General features: G+C 31.6%; 20 protein-coding genes. 13 read left to right on the top strand and 7 right to left on the bottom strand.

Annotated features, from left to right (window positions below):
• Positions 1 to 161 precede the first annotated feature (161 nt).
• A complete protein-coding gene (locus tag AAFN75_RS00920; RefSeq protein WP_411807832.1) occupies positions 162 to 1,385 on the top strand; it encodes a tRNA modification GTPase in 1,224 nt (407 codons plus the stop codon).
• A gap of 149 nt (positions 1,386 to 1,534) precedes the next feature.
• Here AAFN75_RS00920 and AAFN75_RS00925 read toward each other — a convergent pair whose 3' ends face one another.
• A complete protein-coding gene (locus AAFN75_RS00925; protein ID WP_144117882.1) occupies positions 1,535 to 1,933 on the bottom strand; it encodes an ACT domain-containing protein in 399 nt (132 codons plus the stop codon).
• A 199-nt stretch (positions 1,934 to 2,132) separates the two neighbouring features.
• On the opposite strand from AAFN75_RS00925, the gene AAFN75_RS00930 reads away from it, so the two are divergent.
• Positions 2,133 to 3,593, top strand: coding sequence for a carboxypeptidase-like regulatory domain-containing protein (locus tag AAFN75_RS00930; RefSeq protein WP_411807833.1), 1,461 nt, complete (start codon positions 2,133 to 2,135; stop codon positions 3,591 to 3,593).
• A gap of 2 nt (positions 3,594 to 3,595) precedes the next feature.
• Here the strand turns inward: AAFN75_RS00930 and AAFN75_RS00935 are convergent, their stop codons facing one another.
• The 5 genes from AAFN75_RS00935 to AAFN75_RS00955 form a co-directional block, all read right to left on the bottom strand.
• Entirely contained in the window at positions 3,596 to 4,201 is a 606-nt protein-coding gene (locus AAFN75_RS00935) for a thiamine diphosphokinase (protein WP_411807834.1), read from the bottom strand.
• Positions 4,202 to 4,254: 53 nt separating this feature from the next.
• Positions 4,255 to 4,755, bottom strand: a complete 501-nt coding sequence (locus AAFN75_RS00940) for a hypothetical protein (RefSeq protein ID WP_411807835.1) — start codon at positions 4,753 to 4,755, stop codon at positions 4,255 to 4,257.
• 103 nt (positions 4,756 to 4,858) lie between these two features.
• Positions 4,859 to 5,704, bottom strand: coding sequence for a transglutaminase-like domain-containing protein (locus AAFN75_RS00945; protein ID WP_411807836.1), 846 nt, complete (start codon positions 5,702 to 5,704; stop codon positions 4,859 to 4,861).
• Between the two features lie 25 nt (positions 5,705 to 5,729).
• On the bottom strand, positions 5,730 to 6,443 hold the full coding sequence (locus AAFN75_RS00950) for a hypothetical protein (RefSeq protein ID WP_411807837.1): 714 nt from the start codon (positions 6,441 to 6,443) through the stop codon (positions 5,730 to 5,732).
• A 299-nt stretch (positions 6,444 to 6,742) separates the two neighbouring features.
• Positions 6,743 to 7,096: a 4Fe-4S dicluster domain-containing protein gene (locus tag AAFN75_RS00955; RefSeq protein WP_411807838.1), complete on the bottom strand. Its 354-nt coding sequence runs from the start codon at positions 7,094 to 7,096 to the stop codon at positions 6,743 to 6,745.
• 99 nt (positions 7,097 to 7,195) lie between these two features.
• On the opposite strand from AAFN75_RS00955, the gene AAFN75_RS00960 reads away from it, so the two are divergent.
• From AAFN75_RS00960 to AAFN75_RS01010, 11 genes are all read left to right on the top strand, one after another.
• Complete coding sequence (locus tag AAFN75_RS00960; protein WP_411807839.1) at positions 7,196 to 8,254, top strand: acyl-CoA reductase; 1,059 nt, start codon at positions 7,196 to 7,198, stop codon at positions 8,252 to 8,254.
• A 180-nt stretch (positions 8,255 to 8,434) separates the two neighbouring features.
• A complete protein-coding gene (gene serC, locus AAFN75_RS00965) occupies positions 8,435 to 9,499 on the top strand; it encodes a 3-phosphoserine/phosphohydroxythreonine transaminase (protein WP_411807840.1) in 1,065 nt (354 codons plus the stop codon).
• 131 nt (positions 9,500 to 9,630) lie between these two features.
• Complete coding sequence (locus tag AAFN75_RS00970) at positions 9,631 to 10,581, top strand: D-2-hydroxyacid dehydrogenase (RefSeq protein ID WP_411807841.1); 951 nt, start codon at positions 9,631 to 9,633, stop codon at positions 10,579 to 10,581.
• Between the two features lie 125 nt (positions 10,582 to 10,706).
• Positions 10,707 to 11,342 carry a DUF937 domain-containing protein gene (locus tag AAFN75_RS00975; RefSeq protein WP_144117890.1) on the top strand — a complete coding sequence of 212 codons (636 nt, stop codon included), beginning with the start codon at positions 10,707 to 10,709 and terminating at the stop codon, positions 11,340 to 11,342.
• Between the two features lie 221 nt (positions 11,343 to 11,563).
• Positions 11,564 to 12,001 (top strand): DUF6146 family protein, encoded by a 438-nt coding sequence (locus AAFN75_RS00980; RefSeq protein ID WP_411807842.1) that lies wholly within the window; start codon positions 11,564 to 11,566, stop codon positions 11,999 to 12,001.
• A gap of 34 nt (positions 12,002 to 12,035) precedes the next feature.
• Positions 12,036 to 12,338 (top strand): DUF6787 family protein, encoded by a 303-nt coding sequence (locus AAFN75_RS00985; protein ID WP_144117892.1) that lies wholly within the window; start codon positions 12,036 to 12,038, stop codon positions 12,336 to 12,338.
• A complete protein-coding gene (locus tag AAFN75_RS00990; protein WP_411807843.1) occupies positions 12,338 to 12,670 on the top strand; it encodes a hypothetical protein in 333 nt (110 codons plus the stop codon). Before AAFN75_RS00985 ends, AAFN75_RS00990 begins: the two co-directional genes overlap by 1 nt.
• A gap of 79 nt (positions 12,671 to 12,749) precedes the next feature.
• Entirely contained in the window at positions 12,750 to 15,149 is a 2,400-nt protein-coding gene (locus AAFN75_RS00995; RefSeq protein WP_411807844.1) for a TonB-dependent receptor, read from the top strand.
• A gap of 17 nt (positions 15,150 to 15,166) precedes the next feature.
• Entirely contained in the window at positions 15,167 to 15,736 is a 570-nt protein-coding gene (locus AAFN75_RS01000) for a type 1 periplasmic binding fold superfamily protein (protein WP_411807845.1), read from the top strand.
• A gap of 296 nt (positions 15,737 to 16,032) precedes the next feature.
• A complete protein-coding gene (locus tag AAFN75_RS01005; protein ID WP_411807846.1) occupies positions 16,033 to 16,743 on the top strand; it encodes a glycoside hydrolase family protein in 711 nt (236 codons plus the stop codon).
• A gap of 12 nt (positions 16,744 to 16,755) precedes the next feature.
• Complete coding sequence (locus tag AAFN75_RS01010; protein WP_411807847.1) at positions 16,756 to 17,742, top strand: hypothetical protein; 987 nt, start codon at positions 16,756 to 16,758, stop codon at positions 17,740 to 17,742.
• A gap of 189 nt (positions 17,743 to 17,931) precedes the next feature.
• Here AAFN75_RS01010 and AAFN75_RS01015 read toward each other — a convergent pair whose 3' ends face one another.
• Positions 17,932 to 19,788 (bottom strand): B12-binding domain-containing radical SAM protein, encoded by a 1,857-nt coding sequence (locus AAFN75_RS01015; RefSeq protein ID WP_411807848.1) that lies wholly within the window; start codon positions 19,786 to 19,788, stop codon positions 17,932 to 17,934.
• Between the last annotated feature and the right edge of the window lie 89 nt (positions 19,789 to 19,877).

The raw sequence follows: 19,877 nt of genomic DNA on the forward strand, positions 1-19,877 counted from the left end.
ATTTAAAAATCCTAATAGGCAACTATTAGGATTTTTTTATCCTTATTTGTAAGAAAAAAAACTATATTTACTTAGTAATAACCCTTTAAAGTATGCTATGATTAAAAAAAAACCTAAGCTACTGATTGTCAATACATTTAACCACAAACTATTTGTAACAGATGAAAAGAAAGTTTTTAATTATACTAATAACCATACTAACCTTAAGTTGTTATTCACAAATTTCTTATGAGAAAGGATATTATATTGACAATAATAATCAAAAAATTAATTGTCTAATTAAAAATATAGATTGGAGAAACTCCCCAACTCAATTTGAATATAAAATATCAGAAAATAGCGAACCTCAAATAGCAACCTTTAAAACCGCAAAAGAGTTTGGCGTTTATAACATTTCAAAATATATAAAAAGTGTAGTAAACATTGATAGATCTCATGATAACATCAATAACTTGACCACCGATAAAAATCCCGTTTTTAATAAAGAAACTCTATTTTTAAAAGTTTTAGTTGAAGGTAAATCTAATTTATATCAATATATTGATGGTAAACTAAACAGATACTTTTATGGTAATGATGTATCAAATATTAAGCAATTAGTATTTAAAGTTTATAAAATTGAGAATAATGATATTCGAAAGAATAATAGATTTAGACAACAATTATGGAATGATTTAAAATGTCCAAATTTTAAAATGAATCGCGTTGAAAAACTCAATTATAGAAAAAAAGATTTGGTTGCATTTTTCACTGATTATAGTAAATGCCATAATAAGGAAATAGTGAGTTTAGAACCAAAACAAAAACGAGATTTATTTAATCTAACAATCAGACCTCGATTTTATAGTTCTACTCTATCAATAAAAAGCACCAATCCTGATTTTAGCACCATAAATTTTGATATGGAATCTGGTATTAGGTTTGGATTAGAAGCTGAATTTATTTTACCTTTTAATAAAAATAAATGGGCACTTGCGGCAGAACCTACTTACCAAAAATTTAAGGCTGAACAATCAGCAGACGCTAGAAATATTAATGGCGGAAAAATAATAGCTAATCTTGATTATACCTCTATTGAAGTCCCGGTAAGTATAAGGCACTATATATTTTTAAACGAAAAGTCTAAAATTTTCGTTGATGCTTCTTTAGTATTTGACTTTAGTTCAAATTCAACAATAGATATTAAAAGAAATGACGGATCAAGCCTCTATGACTTAGATATTAAGACCTCAAGTAATTTAGCTCTTGCAGTTGGTTACAAATTAAACGAAACTTATAGTTTGAGCTTAAGATATCAAACAAAGAGAGATCTTTTAGCAACCTACACAGGTTGGGTTGCAGACTACAATACAGTATCTATGATTTTTGGATATTCTTTATTCTAAAAAGAACGTATTATAATGCATTTAGAAAAGGATAGATTTGATTAATCTGAAACTGGTTTAGAACAAGATGGCAAACCTTAAAATCCTGACAAACAACTATCAGGATTTTTTTTTATTTCATATATAAAGTAAATATAAAAAGCAAAGTACTAATAACTTTTAGAAAGTGTAGTTAAAGCCTTAACAGCTTGTTCCGCATCGTTTTTATCAACAAAAATATGATCGTGATAAAACCCTGCTATAACATTGCAACTTATATTATGTTTGGTTAACACATCGGCAAATAATGCAGTTAAACCAACGGCATCTAAAGCCGAATGTACCTCTAAAGTAATCCAGCTCGCTACAAAACTATATTTAAGACCTAACCCATCTGCCTTTGTTTTAGCCATTACAAGGGTTATACCCTCCTCTTCTTTAAACTCACAAATAGTATCTTCCCTTTTAATTTCTCCAAAATGCTTCACGGTTACAAAAACATATTCGCCTTCGTTTAACTTAGGGTTCATGCTTCTTACTAACTTTTCTAAATTCTTTTCTCCGTTCATAATTTAAAATTTCATTCAATAAAGTAAAAATACTATAATAAGTATTAAAATATAGTCGGTGTTTATCAAATTATTTAACCCAACATTCACAATTACAGTATTTTTCAGCTAATTAAAAGTTAAATAACATGCCATTAACTTTATGGCGTTGTTACAATTTTTAATTTCACTCGTTTACTAAGTATAACTCCTTTAATATATGAATTTAAAAATTACTTTAATCATTTTACTAGTAAGTTTAAATGCGATATCTCAAAATATCACAGCACAACTTATAAACAAAAACACTAAGGCACCAATACCTTACGCAACTATAAAAACAGGGTACAATTCTGGGATGATTTCTAACGACGAAGGCTACTTTACCATTGGCACAAAAAACAAAAATCTCATAATTTCTTGTATGGGTTACCAAAGCAAAACGCTAACGCCTTTAGATATAAAAACAGGTAACTATACCATTGAGCTGGAAGAAGCCATAAACCAACTTGGTGAAATTTATATTAGTAATAAAAACCCGAATGCCGATAGTATTATTTATAAAGTAAAGCAGCAGTTAAATGTTAACTATAGCAGTACATTAAATAAGCACCATATATTTAAGCGCGATACCGATTATGCCGATTTTACAAATTTAGAATTCGAAATTGAAAAGGCATCGCATGTAAAAAAACGCAACCTAGAATCGGCAAACAACAGTTTAAAAGTGCTATCTAAAACAATTAAAGAAAGCGAAATGGTTAACTTTAGAGATTTTAAAGGCGAATTTTACACCTTAAACCAAGATAGCAGTAAATTAGTAGTTCAAAAAGCAACTTCGTTATTGGATGCTAAAAACGATTTTTCATTCGAGCAAATACAAGAAAAAGCTCAAAACATTGTTTTAAAATATCTAGACAGTACAAAAACCTATAAACTTAAATCTGGTCTCTTTAAAATAGAAGACTCCCTGTCTTTAAAAAATGAAGACCACGAAGAAAAACACAACCACGAATATGATGTGCCTATGCTAAATAAAAGCACGCGCACTGTTTTAAATCAAACTAAATTTTTCGAAGATTCTTTTTTAAGTACTATTTTAAATACCAATTTATACGAATACACGTATAACGACGCAATATTTAATGCCAACGAATTAACACATATTATCGCATTTACTCCCAAAAAAGGAAAAGCAAAATACGCAGGGCAATTGTATATTAGCGACGACACCTATGCCATTACACAAATGCATTATAAATATTATAAAAACAGACATGGAGAAAAAGTAAATTTAAAATTTGTTTTAGGTGTTAAATATATAGAAAATATTAGCGAAGGCACCCTTTTGTTTGAAAGGGACAGCAACAACATTTACTATCCTAAATATTTAAAACTAACTTCTGGCAGTTACTTTTATGTAAAAAGAGACGTTAAGTTTATTGAAAATAGTCGCGATAAAAACAAGGTGAGTTTTAGCTTTAAAATTGAAGGCAATAATAGAAATAAGGAAGAACTATTATTTACATCGCACAGCAAGTTAAACTTGGAAGAATTTAAGAGCATCAAGCAAGATTCTGTTGTACCCTACAAACAGCTAAATAAATTTGAAAAAACGCTTTGGCACAACGAACAAATTATAGAACCCACTTTAGAGATGAAAGCTTTTAAAGGCGATTAAAACTAATCGTTTATAAACAGAAACATATTACCTGTTTTAAAGCTAATTTCAATAGTATCTTCAATAGCCTTATTGCGAGTACCAATACGTCCGCCAAAATACAAAGCCTCGTTGTTTAATGTATATTGCAAGCCCTTTGTAATAATACCATTGGCTTCAGGAAAAGGAAATAAAGATACATGTTTACCTAAACATTGTGTTAATGTAACCTTGGTATCTGCAAGAAAATAAAATCCGTAGTTATCAAAAAAGGTGATTTTCAACTTAGTTTTCCATTGCAAAGCAGTATGCAAATTACCTAGAAAGTGATCTTGCTCCTGCCCACTAGCGCCATAAACATGAATATCGCTAAAACCTCTATCAAACAGAATTTGTAAAATTTTATCAAAATCTGTAAAATCTTGGTTAGGCGTGTGTATAACTTCAATACTATCTGGAATGGTTTTAATAGAGTCGAAATCGCCACTAATAAAATTGGGTACAATATTATTAGCCTTTAAAAAGGTGTACGCACCATCCGTGGCACAAACCATGTTATAGTTTTTTAAATCCGGAATAGATTTAGGTGGCTCTCCATTTAAAAATAAACATACTTGCTTTGTATTCATCTAAACAAAAATAGGAAAGTTAAAGAACATTTAGTTCCTGTAAAAACACTACTTTATATAAACAACATAATAAGCGTTAACACCAAACCAAATGCAGTAAAATACAATCCTTTTTTAAAGATTTTAGTTTTGGGCATAAACATCCAAAATGAAGAAATTGAAAAGAAAAATAACGACACCCCAGAAAATACGTTTAAATAAAATAATGGTTCGGCAGATGTGGCTTTATGTAAATGTGTCATTCTATCCAACACATACGGCAACTCCTTATTAGTATATATAGCTAAACCAGTAGCCCTATTGTACTGTCCGTTTTTAAATAAAACTAAATCACCTTCTGTTTTTTCTGCTCTAAAACGTCGTATTTTTAAAGCACGTCCAAGCGCTTCTCCGCTTAAATTTTGCTTAATTGTTTTTTCTACTACGGTTTCACTTTTAAGAAAATCGGTGTTTCTAAAAATTAAAACAATACCGCTTAATGAGTATACAATCATTACTCCTATTAGAAAAAATCCTAAATAACGATGTATTATACGCATCCATTTCTTGGTCATAACTATATTTTTGGGGTTTGACTAAACCATTATACAAAGGTTTAATGACGATGAAAAAAACCAAGCGCAAACATAGGAATTTTATTCTTTTATGGAATATTTTTTATTGAAAAGAAATCCCTTTTTGATTACCGTTATACAGAAATGGACTAAAATTATTATCCAGAACTTGACAATCTACAGTAACTGAAGTGCCTACCGCATTTCCAAAAATACTTGCTACTGCAGAATCTGCAGCATCTCTACCATTTGCTATTTTTACTAGTCCATTTAAAGCAGCTAATTTAGTGGAGTCAAAAATAATCCAATCGCCATCTATATAAGCTTCAAAGCACGCATGAAAATCGGGTGGATTTAATTGATAGGCATAGCCCGTAAAATATCTTGCAGGAATGGATAATGCTCTGCAAAGTGCAATACCTAAATGTGCAAAATCTCTACATACACCAACGCGCTCCGTAATAGTATCTATTGCAGATGTTTGAGAATCTGTGCTTCCACTAGTGTATTCAATATTATTATAAATCCATTCAGTTATAGCTAAAACTCTATCATATACCGAAGTGTAATGACCAAATTCTTTAAATGAGAATTTCATTAATTTATCGGATTGACAATATCTACTTGGGTAAAGAAAGGATGCAATATAGCTATCGAGCTCTACGACAGACACCAAATTTTCGGAGTTACGTTCGTCTATAACTTTATAATTCATATCTACAACTGCAGAGTACGATATTGAAAAATTACACGGCTCTTGTATTTTAAGCCTTATAAACTTAGAGCTACCATCATGAGAAGTAAAAACTTCATTGTCAATCTGAGGGTCTATCGTTAAACTTTCTTCTAAAACTGTTTGACTGACTGTATTTAAAGCGTGTATATTAAAAATAAAAGTGGTTGGACCATTTACAATATACGACAATGAACTATTTACATTAAACTTCATCTTGAAAGGTTTATTAATTAGTATTTTAAAAATTTTCCTTTATCCATTTTTCGGGTAAGGCATCTAAAACCAATTTTAAATTGGTATCCCATTGTTTTGAAATCTCTTTCATATCTTCTTCATAATATCTGTTTTCATCCATTTTAAAAGAATCCTTTTTATAGAGCACAACATCAATTGGAAAGCCAACATCGTTAGAACTAAGTCGGGTTGAATCAAAAGACAAAAAGCCAGCTTTTAAGGCATATTCCATTGTAGAATCATTTCTCAACACCCTATTTAATAATGTTTTACCATGACCAGAGTTGCCAATAATAACATACGGCGAATCGTCATTTAACTCCACCCAATTACCTTCAGAATAAATAAGAAACAATTTATGCTCCTCATCATCCGCCAGTTGCCCGCCAATAATGGTGTTTAGGTTAAACTTAAAACCCGCTTTTCTTAAAGCTTCACTATCTTCTTTTGCTACGCGCTTAACCTGTTCGCCAAAAGCATTTACTGCTTTGTACATTTTATTATGGTTTAATACACCATCATTAAAAAGTTCCTGAAAGTAAATAACGGCTTTATCTCTAACAGAACGTAATCCGCTAGTCATTATAAATAAAGAGTGCTTTTCTCTTTGTTCTACATAAACTTTCTTTTTATTAGATTTATTTGTTCCTGATGTAATTCTAGTATCGGCAATAGCCACTAATCCTTGTTTTGTTTTTATTCCTAAACAATACGTCATTATATTATATGTTTAATTTCTATTCATGAAGTTGTCTTAATAATAATTCCTTTATGTATCAACAAATCATTAATAATCCTTTATCAAAAATACTAGTAATTAAAAGTAAGCATTACCTCTATAGGATTAAGTTTTATCGTATTCAAAATTTTTATTAATAACTTAAAAAACAAGTCTATAAAAAAATTAAATAACAGAAAATTTAATGTTTTTTCACAAATGATTGTTTTAAAAGGGCCAAAAAAAATCCTAAGCCAAAAGCTTAGGATTCATTTTATAATTTAATGTCGATTATCGACCTATCCTTCTGGATGCATAAATTTTTGTTTCGCTAATAATTCTTCTTCTGTTTCAACAACATCTTCATCTGGTACACAACAGTCTACCGGACAAACCGCCGCACATTGAGGCTCGTCGTGGAAACCTTTACACTCTGTACACTTATCTGGTACAATGTAGTAAAGCTCATCACTTACAGGTTCTTGTGCTTCATCAGCATCAACCTCTTTTCCATTAGTTAAAACTACTGTACCATCTAAACTAGTACCATCTTTATAGCGCCAGTCGTCAGCACCTTCATATATTGCCGTATTAGGACATTCCGGTTCACATGCCCCACAATTTATACACTCGTCTGTTATTATAATTGCCATAGTAATTTTTTATCTTTTAAAATTAAAGAACTCTATTTGAGTTTCCTTAAATTTGCTGTTGCAAAAATAAAGCCAAAACTATTCATAACCAAATAAAGGATGCAATTACAGGAAAGAATTAATGCTTTTGTAAAGTTAGGAGATTTTTTAAGACAATTTTCTAATGAAGTATTCCATAAAGCCGAAAATATTGAACATAACGAATTATTCTTTGATGGTTTTAAGCATCAACTAAAATTAGCCAAAGAAAACAATGGCTGGTTTACCGAAGAAAATATTAGTTTCGCTCTTAAATCTTGGTCTGATGCACTAAGCACAGACAATTTAAACACGTGGTTATCGTCGTACCAAATTGAAAATACTACGCCAAAACAAGTCGCTATAATAATGGCTGGAAATATTCCATTAGTGGGATTCCACGATTTTTTATCGGTTTTAATAACAGGACATCATGTTTTAGTTAAACAGTCATCAAACGATAAGCACTTGTTACCTTATTTAGCGAAGTATTTGGAGTTTGTAGAACCTCAGTTTAAAGGAAGCATAACGTTTACAGAGGCTAAAATTGAAAACTTCGATGCTGTCATAGCTACAGGAAGCAATAATACGGCACGATATTTTGAGTTTTATTTTAAAGATAAACCTTCAATAATTAGAAAAAACAGAAATTCTATAGCAGTTTTATTAGGAAACGAAACGCCCGAAGACCTAAAAAACCTTTCGGAAGATATTTTTAGATATTACGGTTTAGGTTGCAGAAATGTTTCTAAACTATTTGTACCTAAAAACTACGATTTTAAAGGCTTTTTCGAGTCTATTTACCATTGGCACCCTATTGTTGAAAAAGCAAAATATGCTAATAATTACGACTATAACAAAGCTGTTTATTTAATGAGTGAGTTTGACATGTTAGAAAACGGATTCTTCATGATAAAAGAAGATGAAAGTTTTGCCTCGCCTATTGCAACACTATTTTATGAATATTATGAGGATGCTTCAGAATTAAAAGCAATTTTAGATTCAAAAAAAGATCAAATTCAATGTATAGTTTCAAAAGGATTCGATAAAAACGAAATCGCATTTGGAGCCACTCAAAAACCTCAACTTTGGGATTATGCGGATGACGTTGATTCTATTGAATTTTTATTAGCAATTTGACGAAAAAATTATTAATAATTTAACAAAATTTACCCAATTAATTAGCACCTTTGTTTCTTTAAATTTTATATCATTTCATCCTTTTTAAAAATTAAGGATTCATAGTAAAAACGGAGTATTAATTAAATTTAGCCCGAAAATTCACTTTCCATTAAAAGAAAGTTTAGGGGTAGAAAAAAAATGAAAAAACATAACTTTAGTGCCGGACCAAGTATTTTACCACCAGAAGTATTACTTAAAGCTTCTCAAGCCGTTGTCGATTTGGACAATAGCGGGTTGTCTTTAATAGAAATATCACACAGAAGTAAAGCTTTTGTAGATATTATGGAAAATGCTAGATCGTTAGTTTTAGAACTTTTAGGTTTAGAAGGTAAAGGATACAAAGCTTTGTTTTTACAAGGTGGAGCAAGCACACAATTTTTAATGGTAGCTTTAAATCTTTTAGAAAAAAGAGCAGGTTATTTAAATTCTGGAGCTTGGGCAGCAAAAGCAATTAAAGAAGCTAAAATTTATGACGATGTGTACGAAGTAGGATCTTCTAAAGATGCTAACTACAATTATATTCCTAAAGGTTACGAAATACCTGAGGATTATGATTATTTCCATTGTACATCAAATAACACCATTTATGGGACACAAATGAAATCATTTCCAAAAACTAATATTCCATTAGTTTGCGATATGAGTAGCGATATTTTTTCTCGTACTTTAGATTTTACTCAATTTGGTTTAATATATGCTGGAGCTCAAAAAAACATGGGACCTTCTGGAACAACTTTAGTAGTTGTTAGAGAAGATATCTTAGGAAAAGTATCTCGTAAAATTCCATCAATGATGGATTATAAAATCCATATCGATAAAGGAAGTATGTTCAACACACCTCCTGTATTCCCTATATACACAACCATGTTAACTTTAGAGTGGTTAAAAGGTTTAGGTGGTATTCAAGCTATTGAGAAAGAAAACGAAAAGAAAGCGCGTTTAATGTATTCTGAAGTAGATTTAAACCCATTATTTAAAGGTTTTGCTAGTAAAGAAGATCGTTCTAACATGAATGCAACATTCACACTTGAAAACGAAAACTTAAAAGACACTTTCGAAACTATGCTTAAAGAAGCTGGTATTAGTGGTGTTAATGGACACAGAAGTGTTGGTGGTTACAGAGCTTCTATGTACAACGCTATGCCTATTGATAGTGTTAAAGCATTAGTAGAAGTAATGAGCGAATTAGAAAGTAAGGCTTAAAATTAGTTGGCAGTAGGCAGTAACAGTTTTCAGTGCTTACTCAAACCAAAAAATAAAATTTAATTATAAGTTGAATTATTAATTGTTCACAGAACTTTTAACTTTTAACTTTTAACTTTTAACTTAGATAAATGAAAGTATTAGCAAACGACGGAATTTCACAAAGCGGTATCGATGCCTTAACTAAAGGTGGATACGAAGTGATAACAACAACCGTAGCTCAAGAACAATTAATTAACTACATCAACGAAAAAGATATTGCTGTATTATTGGTGCGTAGTGCTACAACAGTACGTCAAGATTTAATTGATGCATGCCCAGGATTAAAAATTATTGGTCGTGGTGGTGTTGGTATGGATAATATCGATGTTGAATATGCCCGCGAAAAAGGTTTAAGTGTTATTAATACGCCTGCAGCATCTTCTCACTCTGTTGCCGAATTAGTATTTGGACACCTTTACGGATTATCTCGTTTTTTACATAACTCTAACAGAGATATGCCACTAGAAGGAGATAATAACTTTAAAGGACTTAAAAAAGCTTATGCTAAAGGAACCGAACTTAAAGGAAAAACTTTAGGTGTTTTAGGTTTTGGTCGTATTGGTCAAGCAACAGCAAAAGTAGCTTTAGGTGCTGGAATGAAAGTTATAGCTTTCGATCCGTTTTTAGAAAAAACAGATTTAGAACTAGAGTTTTTTGATGGACAAAAAGTAAGTTTCGAAATTAAAACCATTTCAAAAGAAGAAGTTTTAAAACAATCAGACTTTATTACACTTCACGTTCCTGCTCAAAAAGATTACGTTATTGACGAAGCAGAATTTAACATGATGAAAGATGGTGTTATTATAGCTAACGCTGCTCGTGGTGGTGTACTTAATGAAGTAGCCTTAGTAAAAGCTATTGAAAGCGGAAAAGTTGCAAGAGCTGCTTTAGATGTTTTTGAAAAAGAACCAAAACCAGAAATGCAATTATTAATGAATCCTGCGTTATCGTTAACACCGCATACTGGTGCTGCAACTAACGAAGCTCAAGATAGAATTGGTACAGAATTAGCATCACAAATTATTAACATCTTAGGATAGTAATAAACAAATTGTGACCAAATCATAATATTAGAGTCCTAACTAAATAAGTTGGGACTTTTTTTGTACATTAAGCTTCCAATTTTTATTCAGAATTAATTATTAACATTATATAACAAAACATCATGGCAGGAATTTTAGATTTATTAAACAGCGACCTAGGAAAAACTATTATTAGCGGAGTAGCAGGTTCTACAGGAAACGACTCAAGTAAAACAAGTAGTGTATTAACAATGGCGTTGCCTGTATTAATGAAAGCTATGGAACGTAATGCCTCTACACCAGAAGGTGCTGCAGGACTTATGGGTGCACTTCAAGGAAAACATGATGGAAGTATTTTAAATAATCTTGGTGGATTATTTGGTGGTGGTGTTGACGATAATGTTAAACAAGACGGCGAGAAAATATTAGGACACGTTCTAGGAGCAAAACAACAAGGTGTTGAAAAAATAATAGGTGAAAAATCTGGATTAGATGCAGGTTCTGTTGCTAACATATTAAAAGTTGCTGCACCAATTTTAATGGGGGTTTTAGGTAACCAAGCTAAACAACAAAACGTAAGTGCTTCAAACGGTATTGGCGATTTATTAGGCGGTATGTTAGGTGGAAGCGCAGCGACTCAAGAGCAAAGCTTCTTAGAAAAAATTCTTGATGCAGATGGTGACGGTAGCGTTATTGATGATGTTGCAGGAATGGTACTTGGAAATGCTAGTAAAAAAGGCGGTATTGGAGGTCTTTTAGGAGGTCTTTTTGGAAAATAAGATACCTAATACATATAAATTAATAAAAGAGCCAAACCTTATGTTTGGCTCTTTTTTGGTTAAATACTATCAGATACACTGCAACTCCCTATTGTATTTTGTAAATTTATAATTAAAAGCACCACTAATACTCAACGAAACCTCGTGTTAACTCATTCTGGTTTTTATTAAAAAGTAATCGGTACTACTTTTACTTTAAACATTAAAACTAAGTGTCAATTATGAAAAAACTAATCTTTGTATTACTAGCAACCGTTTTCGTTTACGCCTGTAACAGTTCTAAAACCGCATCTTCTGATACGGACGAGCGATTAGAAAACCTTAAAGCAAACGATACCGTTAAAATTGCTAATGACGAAATTGAATACGAAATTATTATAATTGAACCCGGATTTAACTTTTGGTTAGCTAGCAGAGCTAAACAACGAGGCTATTACTCGCAAACCTATTTAGAAAACCGAAACTACCAATATGTTATAGAATGGAACCAACGCGTAACACAACCGCAAAGGTTCGACTCTAGCTTATACGAATTACAAATCGATTATCAACCTGGCATAGATTACGGCTACGAGGTTAATTATATGCTATATAACTATTTTATTTACTTTCAATTAACCTATAAACAAAGATTAGGCGCTTTTGTTCCTCGTATTTAAATCCGTTTTAATATTTTTGCGTAAAATTGCAAACTTGGAAAAACTAAAAGCACGTTGGGGTATTGAGCATAATTGGCAAGTTGTTGTCATATTTTGTGTATTTGCTATTACCGGATCGACGGCATCTTATATTGGCAAGCCTATTTTAAGTTTTCTTAATATCTCCACAGAAAGTTTTGGTAGTGTGGGCTATTGGGTAGTTCGTATTGTTTTGCTTTTTGTAGTATATCAATTTTTACTTGTATTTTTTGGTTGGGTATTTGGCCAGCATAAATTTTTCTGGGATTTCGAAAAGAAAATGTTACGCAGACTAGGTTTAAAACGTTTTGTAGATTAATGAAACTTATTAAGGAACATATCGTTTTTAGATTACTAACCATTGTGTTGGTGCTAACGCTATTGATTCCTGCTGCTGTTAAATTTGCTCACGTTTTCGAACACCATAATCACAAAGTTTGTTTAGGTGAAGATAGCACACATATTCATGAGGTAGATTTGGATTGTGAGTTTCAAAAATTTAGTATCACCCATCACTTTCAATTACCAGTAGAATTTATCGAGTTTTTTCAAACGTTATCCCCTACTCGTACTTATAATTTAACATACAAATTTCTTAATAATCATCGGCCTTTATCTTTCTCTTTAAGAGGCCCACCAGCTTTAGTTTAAAAATCATATCATGTCTCATTTTAAAAACTTATAAAATAAGACATGGTGCTAGCATTTATTTTTAAACTAAAATTTAGTAATGAAACACTATATACTGATTATAGCTTGTTGTTTATTCGGCATTGCTTATGGTCAAAATTGTAATTACAAGCTTTCTGGTAACGTGCACGATTTCCATGATGGTTCTGCAATAACTGGTGCTGCCATATATATTGAAACCCTAGACAGATATACAACATCTGATATTGAGGGGAACTATAGTATTGACAATCTTTGTAACGGACTTTTAACGCTCGAAATATCCCATCTTGGATGCGAGACTAAAAGAATAGAGGTTCAAATTAATGGCGATACGGAATATGAAATTAATATGGAACACCATATTGAGGAACTCAATGAAATTAAAATTGATGCCAATGGAAGCTCTAGGTTAACAAAAACGTCTCAAGAAACACAGTTAAAAGCAAAAACGCTTGAACGCTTTAGTGCTTTTAGTCTTGGTGATGCCTTAAAGCAAGTAAGTGGTGTATCGTCTATTAATACAGGAAACACCATTGTAAAGCCCGTAATTAATGGTTTGCATAGTAGTCGCATTGTTGTTATGACTAATAACGTACGCCTACAAGATCAAGAATGGGGTATTGAACATGCTCCTAACATCGATTTAAATTCGGCAGGACAAATAAACGTTATAAAAGGTGCCAATGCTTTGGCTTATGGTGGCGATGCTATTGGTGGTGTTATTGTGCTAAAACCTAAAAACATTAGTTTAAAAGACTCCCTTTACGGAAAAACAATTTTGGGCGCCCAAAGTAATGGTCGCGGTTATAATGTATCCTCCTCGTTAACCAAATCCTGGAAAAAAGGATGGTATGCAACAGGGCAAGCATCGTACAAACGCTTTGGCGATTTTAAAGCTCCAGATTATTACTTAACCAATACAGGTATGAACTCAAAAGGGTTATCCTTAAATACAGGGTTTAAAACTTTCGAAAAAGGATTCAATATTTTTTACAGTTACTTAAATAATGAAATAGGCATTTTAAGAGCCTCGCATATTGGTAGTGTAGAAGATTTGGTAAATGCTATAAACAACCAACAACCGCTAGTTCAAGACGATTTTAGTTATGCTATTAGCGCACCTAGACAAGAGGTAACACATCAGGTTGTTAAAGCAGATTTTTTTAAACGTTTCAAAACATTTGGACGCTTAGAGGTGCAATACGATTTCCAAAATAACCAAAGGTTTGAGTATGATATTCGTGTTGGCGACGATAGAGATAAAGCTGCTTTAGATTTAACGTTAAAAACGCACACCTTAAAATCTGATTTAAAAATAGACTCTAACACCAATGCTATTTATAAGTTTGGTGTAAACGTTGGTTTCCAAAACAATTTTGCAAATCCAGAAACTGGTGTGAGACGATTAATCCCTGATTATGACAAATATGATTTTGGAGTTTATGCTATTACAGACTTTAAACTAGGCGATAATACCAATTTAGATTTTGGCTTACGTTACGACTTTAGTAAAATAGACGCCAAAAAGTTTTACATAATAAGCCGTTGGGAAGAACGCGGTTACGATGAGGATTTTGCCGATATTGTTATTGACGATTTAGGTACGCAACTTTTAGCAAACCCTGTGCTTACTTATCATAATGTTTCGGCTTCCGCCGGAATTACGCATCAATTTAATGCTAATAACTCTGTGATTTTTAATTACGGATTAGCAAACAGAGCGCCAAACCCTTCCGAGTTGTTTAGCGATGGTTTACACCACTCTGCTGCACGAATTGAATTAGGCGATTTACGTATAAAACAAGAAACATCAAATCGTATTGGTGCGTCGTATTTATTTAAAAACGAGAAACTGTCCTTAAACCTAGAAAGCTATTTAAATCATATTAACGATTATATTTTTATAAAACCCACAGGCACAGAGTTAACCATAAGAGGTGCTTTTCCTGTTTGGGAGTATGAACAAACTAATGCCTTGTTATATGGCTTAGATATAAGTGCTAATTATAAATTTAATGATGACTGGTTTTTAAATAACAAAACTGCTTTTATAAAAGGTAGGGATGTTACTAAAAAAGAAGCCTTAATTGATATGCCTTCTTTTAAAACGGTTAATACCATAGGATACTCAAATAAAAAATGGCTGAATTTTAATGCCGAATTACAAAGCGAGTTGGTTTTAAAGCAAAACGATTATCCCGATAATAATTTTGAGGTGTTTATTCCAACCACCGAAGAATTTGTATTATTAGATATTAGTACTCCACCTCCTACCTATCATTTAATGCATTTTGAAAGTGATATTACAGTAAAACTTTCTAAAAAAACAGATTTAAATATAGGTCTTAATATTACAAATATTTTTAATACTTCTTATAGAGAATACCTTAACAGATTAAGATATTTTGCCGATGATTTAGGAAGAAATTTTATGTTACAATTAAAAATAAATTATTAATAATTAAAAACACAAGAATGAAAACTTTAAAAAATTTATCACTATTATTTATTTCAGCATTAGCATTTACTGCATGTTCTAACGACGATGACAACCCAGAACCAGTAAACGAAGAAGAAGTAATAACAACCCTAACTGCTACTTTAGTGCCAACTTCAGATGGTTCTACTATTACATTACAAACAAAAGATTCAGATGGCGACGGACCAACTGCTCCTGTAGTAACTGTATCTGGAGCTTTAGCGGCCAATACAACGTATAACGGAACGCTTTCTCTTTTAAATGAAACTGAATCGCCTGCCGAATCGATAAATGTTGAAATTGAAGAAGAAGATGACGAACACCAATTTTTCTACCAAGTAACTAACAGTCTTGCAACTTTTACTTATGAAGATTTTGATGAAGACAGCAATCCTGTTGGTTTAGCATTTACATTAACAACTAGTGTAACACCAGGAACAGGAACCTTAACTATTACCTTAAGACACGAACCTAATAAAAGTGCTTCGGGTGTTAGTGATGGAGATATTACAAATGCAGGAGGAGAAACAGATATTCAAGCTGTATTTAACATCTCGGTAGAATAAATATAATTTCATGTTTTTTTGAAATAATATAATTCAAAAAAAGCTACACTATTTTTGGTGTAGCTTTTTTTATGAAAATTATTTAAGCCATCTAAAACACAAACCGTTGTGGGATATTAAAACTTGATATTAATTGGAATCGTTTAAAACTTAAAGCTGATTTCTGCACGCTCTCATTCAAATTTCAAACTTGATTTTGTAAAAAATTTCAGCTACCTTCGTTTAACGTCGGATATAAAACATTAAAACGATTTCATATCTGTAAAAACATTGTACTTCATTTAATAATAGTGACTATGGATAAAAAAACATCAGAATTACTACGAAAATATTTAAAAAATAATGAAGGAGTAGAAAAAAAAGCCTATGAAGACAAATTAGGAATAAAAACTATAGGTATTGGTTATAATCTCACACAAAGAAATGCTAAATCCCATATCAAACAAATTGGTGCAAACTGGGAAAATATTACTAATAATGGAGGTGAATTAACCGATAAGCAAGTTCTAGATTTATTTGAAATCACTATTAATCAGTTTCAGGCAAAAATCCTCGCTATCTTTCCAGAGTTCAACAAATTTTCTAATGTTAGACAAATTTGCTTGTTTGATTTACTTTTCAATTTAGGTCCAAGTAGGCTAAAAAGATTTAAAAATTTCGTTAGTGCAGTTAACTCTAATAACTGGTCACATGCTGAAATAGAATTAATTAATTCTAAATATGCAAAACAGTTACCAAATAGATCAAAGAGAAATGCAGAAGCTTTGAGGAGTAATGTTTTACCAAAAATTTTAAGACCTAAGCCTAAACCTCAAGAAAGGAAACCAAGAAAAAAACCTGACCGTAATGAAAGGCCTAGACATGAACCAACGGATAGACCGAAACCAGAGCCAAGAGATAGACCAAAGCCAGAACCAAGAGATAGACCAAAGCCAGAACCAAGAGATAGACCAAAGCCAGAACCTACTAAACCAGACGGCCCTGTCGGTCCAGGACCACTAGGATAATAATATAAAGGTATGAAGAATTTAATATTAATTATTTTCTTGGCAATTTTTACATTCAGTATTGCTCAAGAAAAATTTATTCAGAAAGGAGAAAGAATTGACCCTTTGACATTTGAAGAATCTTTTTTTTCTTTAGATAATTCAACTAATTATAGTTTAACTATAAAAACGAATGATCCATTAGCACCAATTGAATTTGAAACTGACAAATACGGTAATGACGCTTGGGTTCAAAATTACATTGATGATATTGACAGAATAGATTATAAATATGTGGGCGAAATATCAAAAAATTATCATGCATTAATTATTCGTTTCACTGGTGGCACATTATCAAATGCGAAAATTATAATATTAAAAAAGAACAATGACCAACTTGAAATAATTGGCACAAAAAAAATTGACCATATATCAAAATCTGGTATTATAGCAAATTATAAATTTATTCATATTGGTAAAGATGAGCATCTAGTTTCAGATTTAATTGGCTATGAACTAAGATCAAATGGAATTAATTTAGAAGATTCTAAATATTCTTATAAATTAAAAAAATACAAGAATTTACCATTTATTAATCAAGTATATGATGCATTCACAATAGAAACAAAAAAAGGGCAGCCAATTTTTACTTTTTTTTCATTTGAAAAATTTAATTTTCTTAATCAATCTCAGAATCGTATTGAAAAACTAACAAAAAATGAAAGTATTAAATTATTTTTCGGGAATGGAAAATCATTAATTTTAAAATTTGAATCTAATCCTGTAACCATTAAAAAAGAATTAAGGAAATTAATAATTTCCAATTCAATTTATTTGTCAAATTATGAAATTGAATTATTATCTAAAAATAAAATAATTGCCATACGAACAGATAAAAGAAGATATATTTTTAGAGGAAATAGTGATTTTAAAAAAACAAAATCACATTCTATTGATTATATAAATATTCCAAAAAATATTAAAAAAGCGGCACGTAAAATATATAAATATATTAACTAGTCAACACACGAAAGTACAACAACGCGTATAACTAATTGCTTGGTCACTGCCGACTTACGAACATTCCTTCGGAATATTCTATCTGTGATTTATTTGCTAAATTAGTTGCTTAACCACGCAACTAACCATACACAAACACGTTAAACGAACATTCCAAAAAATAAAATCAAATATATCGCCAGACACCATCTAAGACAAAAAACTTTCAATTAAATCTTTAGGATGAGTGGGTGCAAGAACAGGAAATTCGAACCAGTTTTGTAATTCTTCTTCAAAACCTGCACTATTTAAATAGTTATGTAGTGCTAAGTTTAAACCCTTTGTGAATTTAGGATGCTCTGCGCCTTGCGGATCTACGTGATATAAATCGTTTTGCGCAAAACCTTTAAAAACAGGTCCTGTAATTTCAATGCCAAAGGCTTCTGGATTCTTACCAATGGGACTGTGAATAGTGGTTGTAAATTGGTGCCAAAATGCAGACTGAATACAATTACTTTGAAACAATTGCCTTACTACCTCTAGTGAATCAATAGTTTCTTGTTCGGTTTGTGTTGGAAATCCATACATAAGATACGCATGAACCATGATATTATTTTTAGAAAAATTATTGGTTACTCGCGTAACCTGTGCAATATCCACTCCTTTTTTCATCTTAGCCAATAATCTATCTGAAGCGACTTCTAAACCTCCAGTTACAGCTATACAACCCGATTTTGCCATGACTTCGCATAATTCGAAATCGAATGTTTTTTCAAATCTAATGTTAGTCCACCACTTAATGTTTACTTGTCTTTCAATTAAGGCTCTAGATAAAGCCCTTAGCATTTTTGGTGGCGCAGCTTCATCTACAAAATGAAATCCAGTAATTCCTGTATCTTTAATTACTTTCTCAATTTTATCAACTAAATCTTCGGCTGTTGTATTTTGGTAATTTCCAATATAATCTAAACTTACATCGCAAAACGAGCATTGTTTCCAGTAACAACCATGAGAAATGGTTAGTTTATTCCACCTGGCATCTGTCCACATACGATGCATCGGGTTTACTACATCTAAAAAAGAAACATATTTATTAAAAGGCAAGCCTGAATAATCTGGTGCAGGCAAATTTCGATGATGGTAAATGGTATTCGGAATTATATTCTTGTAAACCACTTGCTCATTTTCTAATACAAAAGTGCGTTCTAGTTCGTTTGCATCCACTTTACCTTCAAGATAATTAACAATTTTAAGTAATGGACCTTCACCATCATCTAAAGAAATAAAGTCAACAAATTCAAAAATCCTAGGATCTTCTAACGAGCGTAATTCGGTGTTACAATATCCACCACCAAAAGCGACATAAATATCTGGAAAAAGCTGTTTAATAAATTGCGCACAACGTAAAGCTGCAAATAAATTACCAGGAAAAGGAATGGTAAAACAAACTAAATTGGGTTTTTCTTTTTCAATTTTTGCTACTAGAATATCTAGCATTTTCTCTTCTATAAGAGTTGGTTGATAACTCAAGAAAGTATCCAATTGATCAAAACTACTTGCCGAAGTTGCTATTTGCTCAGCATATTTAGTAAATGCAAAAAACTCATCTACATTGGCTTGAATAAAATCGCCTATTTCTTCAATAAAAAGCGTAGCGTAATGCTTTGCTTTATCAATTATACCAATATCTCCAGCTTCCCATGTAATGGTAGTATTCACTTTAGATAAGCGATGCCCTAATGGTAAAAATTGAGGATCTAATATTTTGTTTGCTGTTTTAATATCTTGTTTTTGAAGAAAGCCAAGAACTACATCTACTCTAGAAATATACAAGGCTTTATTTTTGTTCACTTCTGGGTAATGATAATTCTCTAAATCTGTTGCTTCCTGAAAAATAGAACGCAGAAAATCACTTCTAAAAACAGAGGTAAAAAGTTCTATACTTAAATCGCAATGCGTAAAATCGATGTCGTGTTCTTCAAGAAACCCTTTAAGGTAGGCCGTTGCAGGATATACAGTATTTAACTGCGTAAAAGGTGGTGTAATAAAAAGAACTTTAGATTGCATGCTGCAAAGATATAGTACTTTAAAAATAAATACATGTAAATAGTATGCTTTTATAGACGAGAACACCGTATTGTTTTACTCAAGAGGAA

Origin of the sequence: Algibacter sp. AS12, assembly GCF_046736315.1 — a bacterium.
GTDB lineage: Bacteria > Bacteroidota > Bacteroidia > Flavobacteriales > Flavobacteriaceae > Algibacter_B > Algibacter_B amylolyticus.

Excerpts from the sequence above, each read along its gene's own strand:
- AAFN75_RS00920 (WP_411807832.1), top strand. The coding sequence starts at position 162 with ATGAAAAGAAAGTTTTTAATTATACTAATAACCATACTAACCTTAAGT.
- AAFN75_RS00925 (WP_144117882.1), bottom strand. The coding sequence starts at position 1,933 with ATGAACGGAGAAAAGAATTTAGAAAAGTTAGTAAGAAGCATGAACCCT.
- AAFN75_RS00930 (WP_411807833.1), top strand. The coding sequence starts at position 2,133 with ATGAATTTAAAAATTACTTTAATCATTTTACTAGTAAGTTTAAATGCG.
- AAFN75_RS00935 (WP_411807834.1), bottom strand. The coding sequence starts at position 4,201 with ATGAATACAAAGCAAGTATGTTTATTTTTAAATGGAGAGCCACCTAAA.
- AAFN75_RS00940 (WP_411807835.1), bottom strand. The coding sequence starts at position 4,755 with ATGACCAAGAAATGGATGCGTATAATACATCGTTATTTAGGATTTTTT.
- AAFN75_RS00945 (WP_411807836.1), bottom strand. The coding sequence starts at position 5,704 with ATGAAGTTTAATGTAAATAGTTCATTGTCGTATATTGTAAATGGTCCA.
- AAFN75_RS00950 (WP_411807837.1), bottom strand. The coding sequence starts at position 6,443 with ATGACGTATTGTTTAGGAATAAAAACAAAACAAGGATTAGTGGCTATT.
- AAFN75_RS00955 (WP_411807838.1), bottom strand. The coding sequence starts at position 7,096 with ATGGCAATTATAATAACAGACGAGTGTATAAATTGTGGGGCATGTGAA.
- AAFN75_RS00960 (WP_411807839.1), top strand. The coding sequence starts at position 7,196 with ATGCAATTACAGGAAAGAATTAATGCTTTTGTAAAGTTAGGAGATTTT.
- serC (WP_411807840.1), top strand. The coding sequence starts at position 8,435 with ATGAAAAAACATAACTTTAGTGCCGGACCAAGTATTTTACCACCAGAA.
- AAFN75_RS00970 (WP_411807841.1), top strand. The coding sequence starts at position 9,631 with ATGAAAGTATTAGCAAACGACGGAATTTCACAAAGCGGTATCGATGCC.
- AAFN75_RS00975 (WP_144117890.1), top strand. The coding sequence starts at position 10,707 with ATGGCAGGAATTTTAGATTTATTAAACAGCGACCTAGGAAAAACTATT.
- AAFN75_RS00980 (WP_411807842.1), top strand. The coding sequence starts at position 11,564 with ATGAAAAAACTAATCTTTGTATTACTAGCAACCGTTTTCGTTTACGCC.
- AAFN75_RS00990 (WP_411807843.1), top strand. The coding sequence starts at position 12,338 with ATGAAACTTATTAAGGAACATATCGTTTTTAGATTACTAACCATTGTG.
- AAFN75_RS00995 (WP_411807844.1), top strand. The coding sequence starts at position 12,750 with ATGAAACACTATATACTGATTATAGCTTGTTGTTTATTCGGCATTGCT.
- AAFN75_RS01000 (WP_411807845.1), top strand. The coding sequence starts at position 15,167 with ATGAAAACTTTAAAAAATTTATCACTATTATTTATTTCAGCATTAGCA.
- AAFN75_RS01005 (WP_411807846.1), top strand. The coding sequence starts at position 16,033 with ATGGATAAAAAAACATCAGAATTACTACGAAAATATTTAAAAAATAAT.
- AAFN75_RS01010 (WP_411807847.1), top strand. The coding sequence starts at position 16,756 with ATGAAGAATTTAATATTAATTATTTTCTTGGCAATTTTTACATTCAGT.
- AAFN75_RS01015 (WP_411807848.1), bottom strand. The coding sequence starts at position 19,788 with ATGCAATCTAAAGTTCTTTTTATTACACCACCTTTTACGCAGTTAAAT.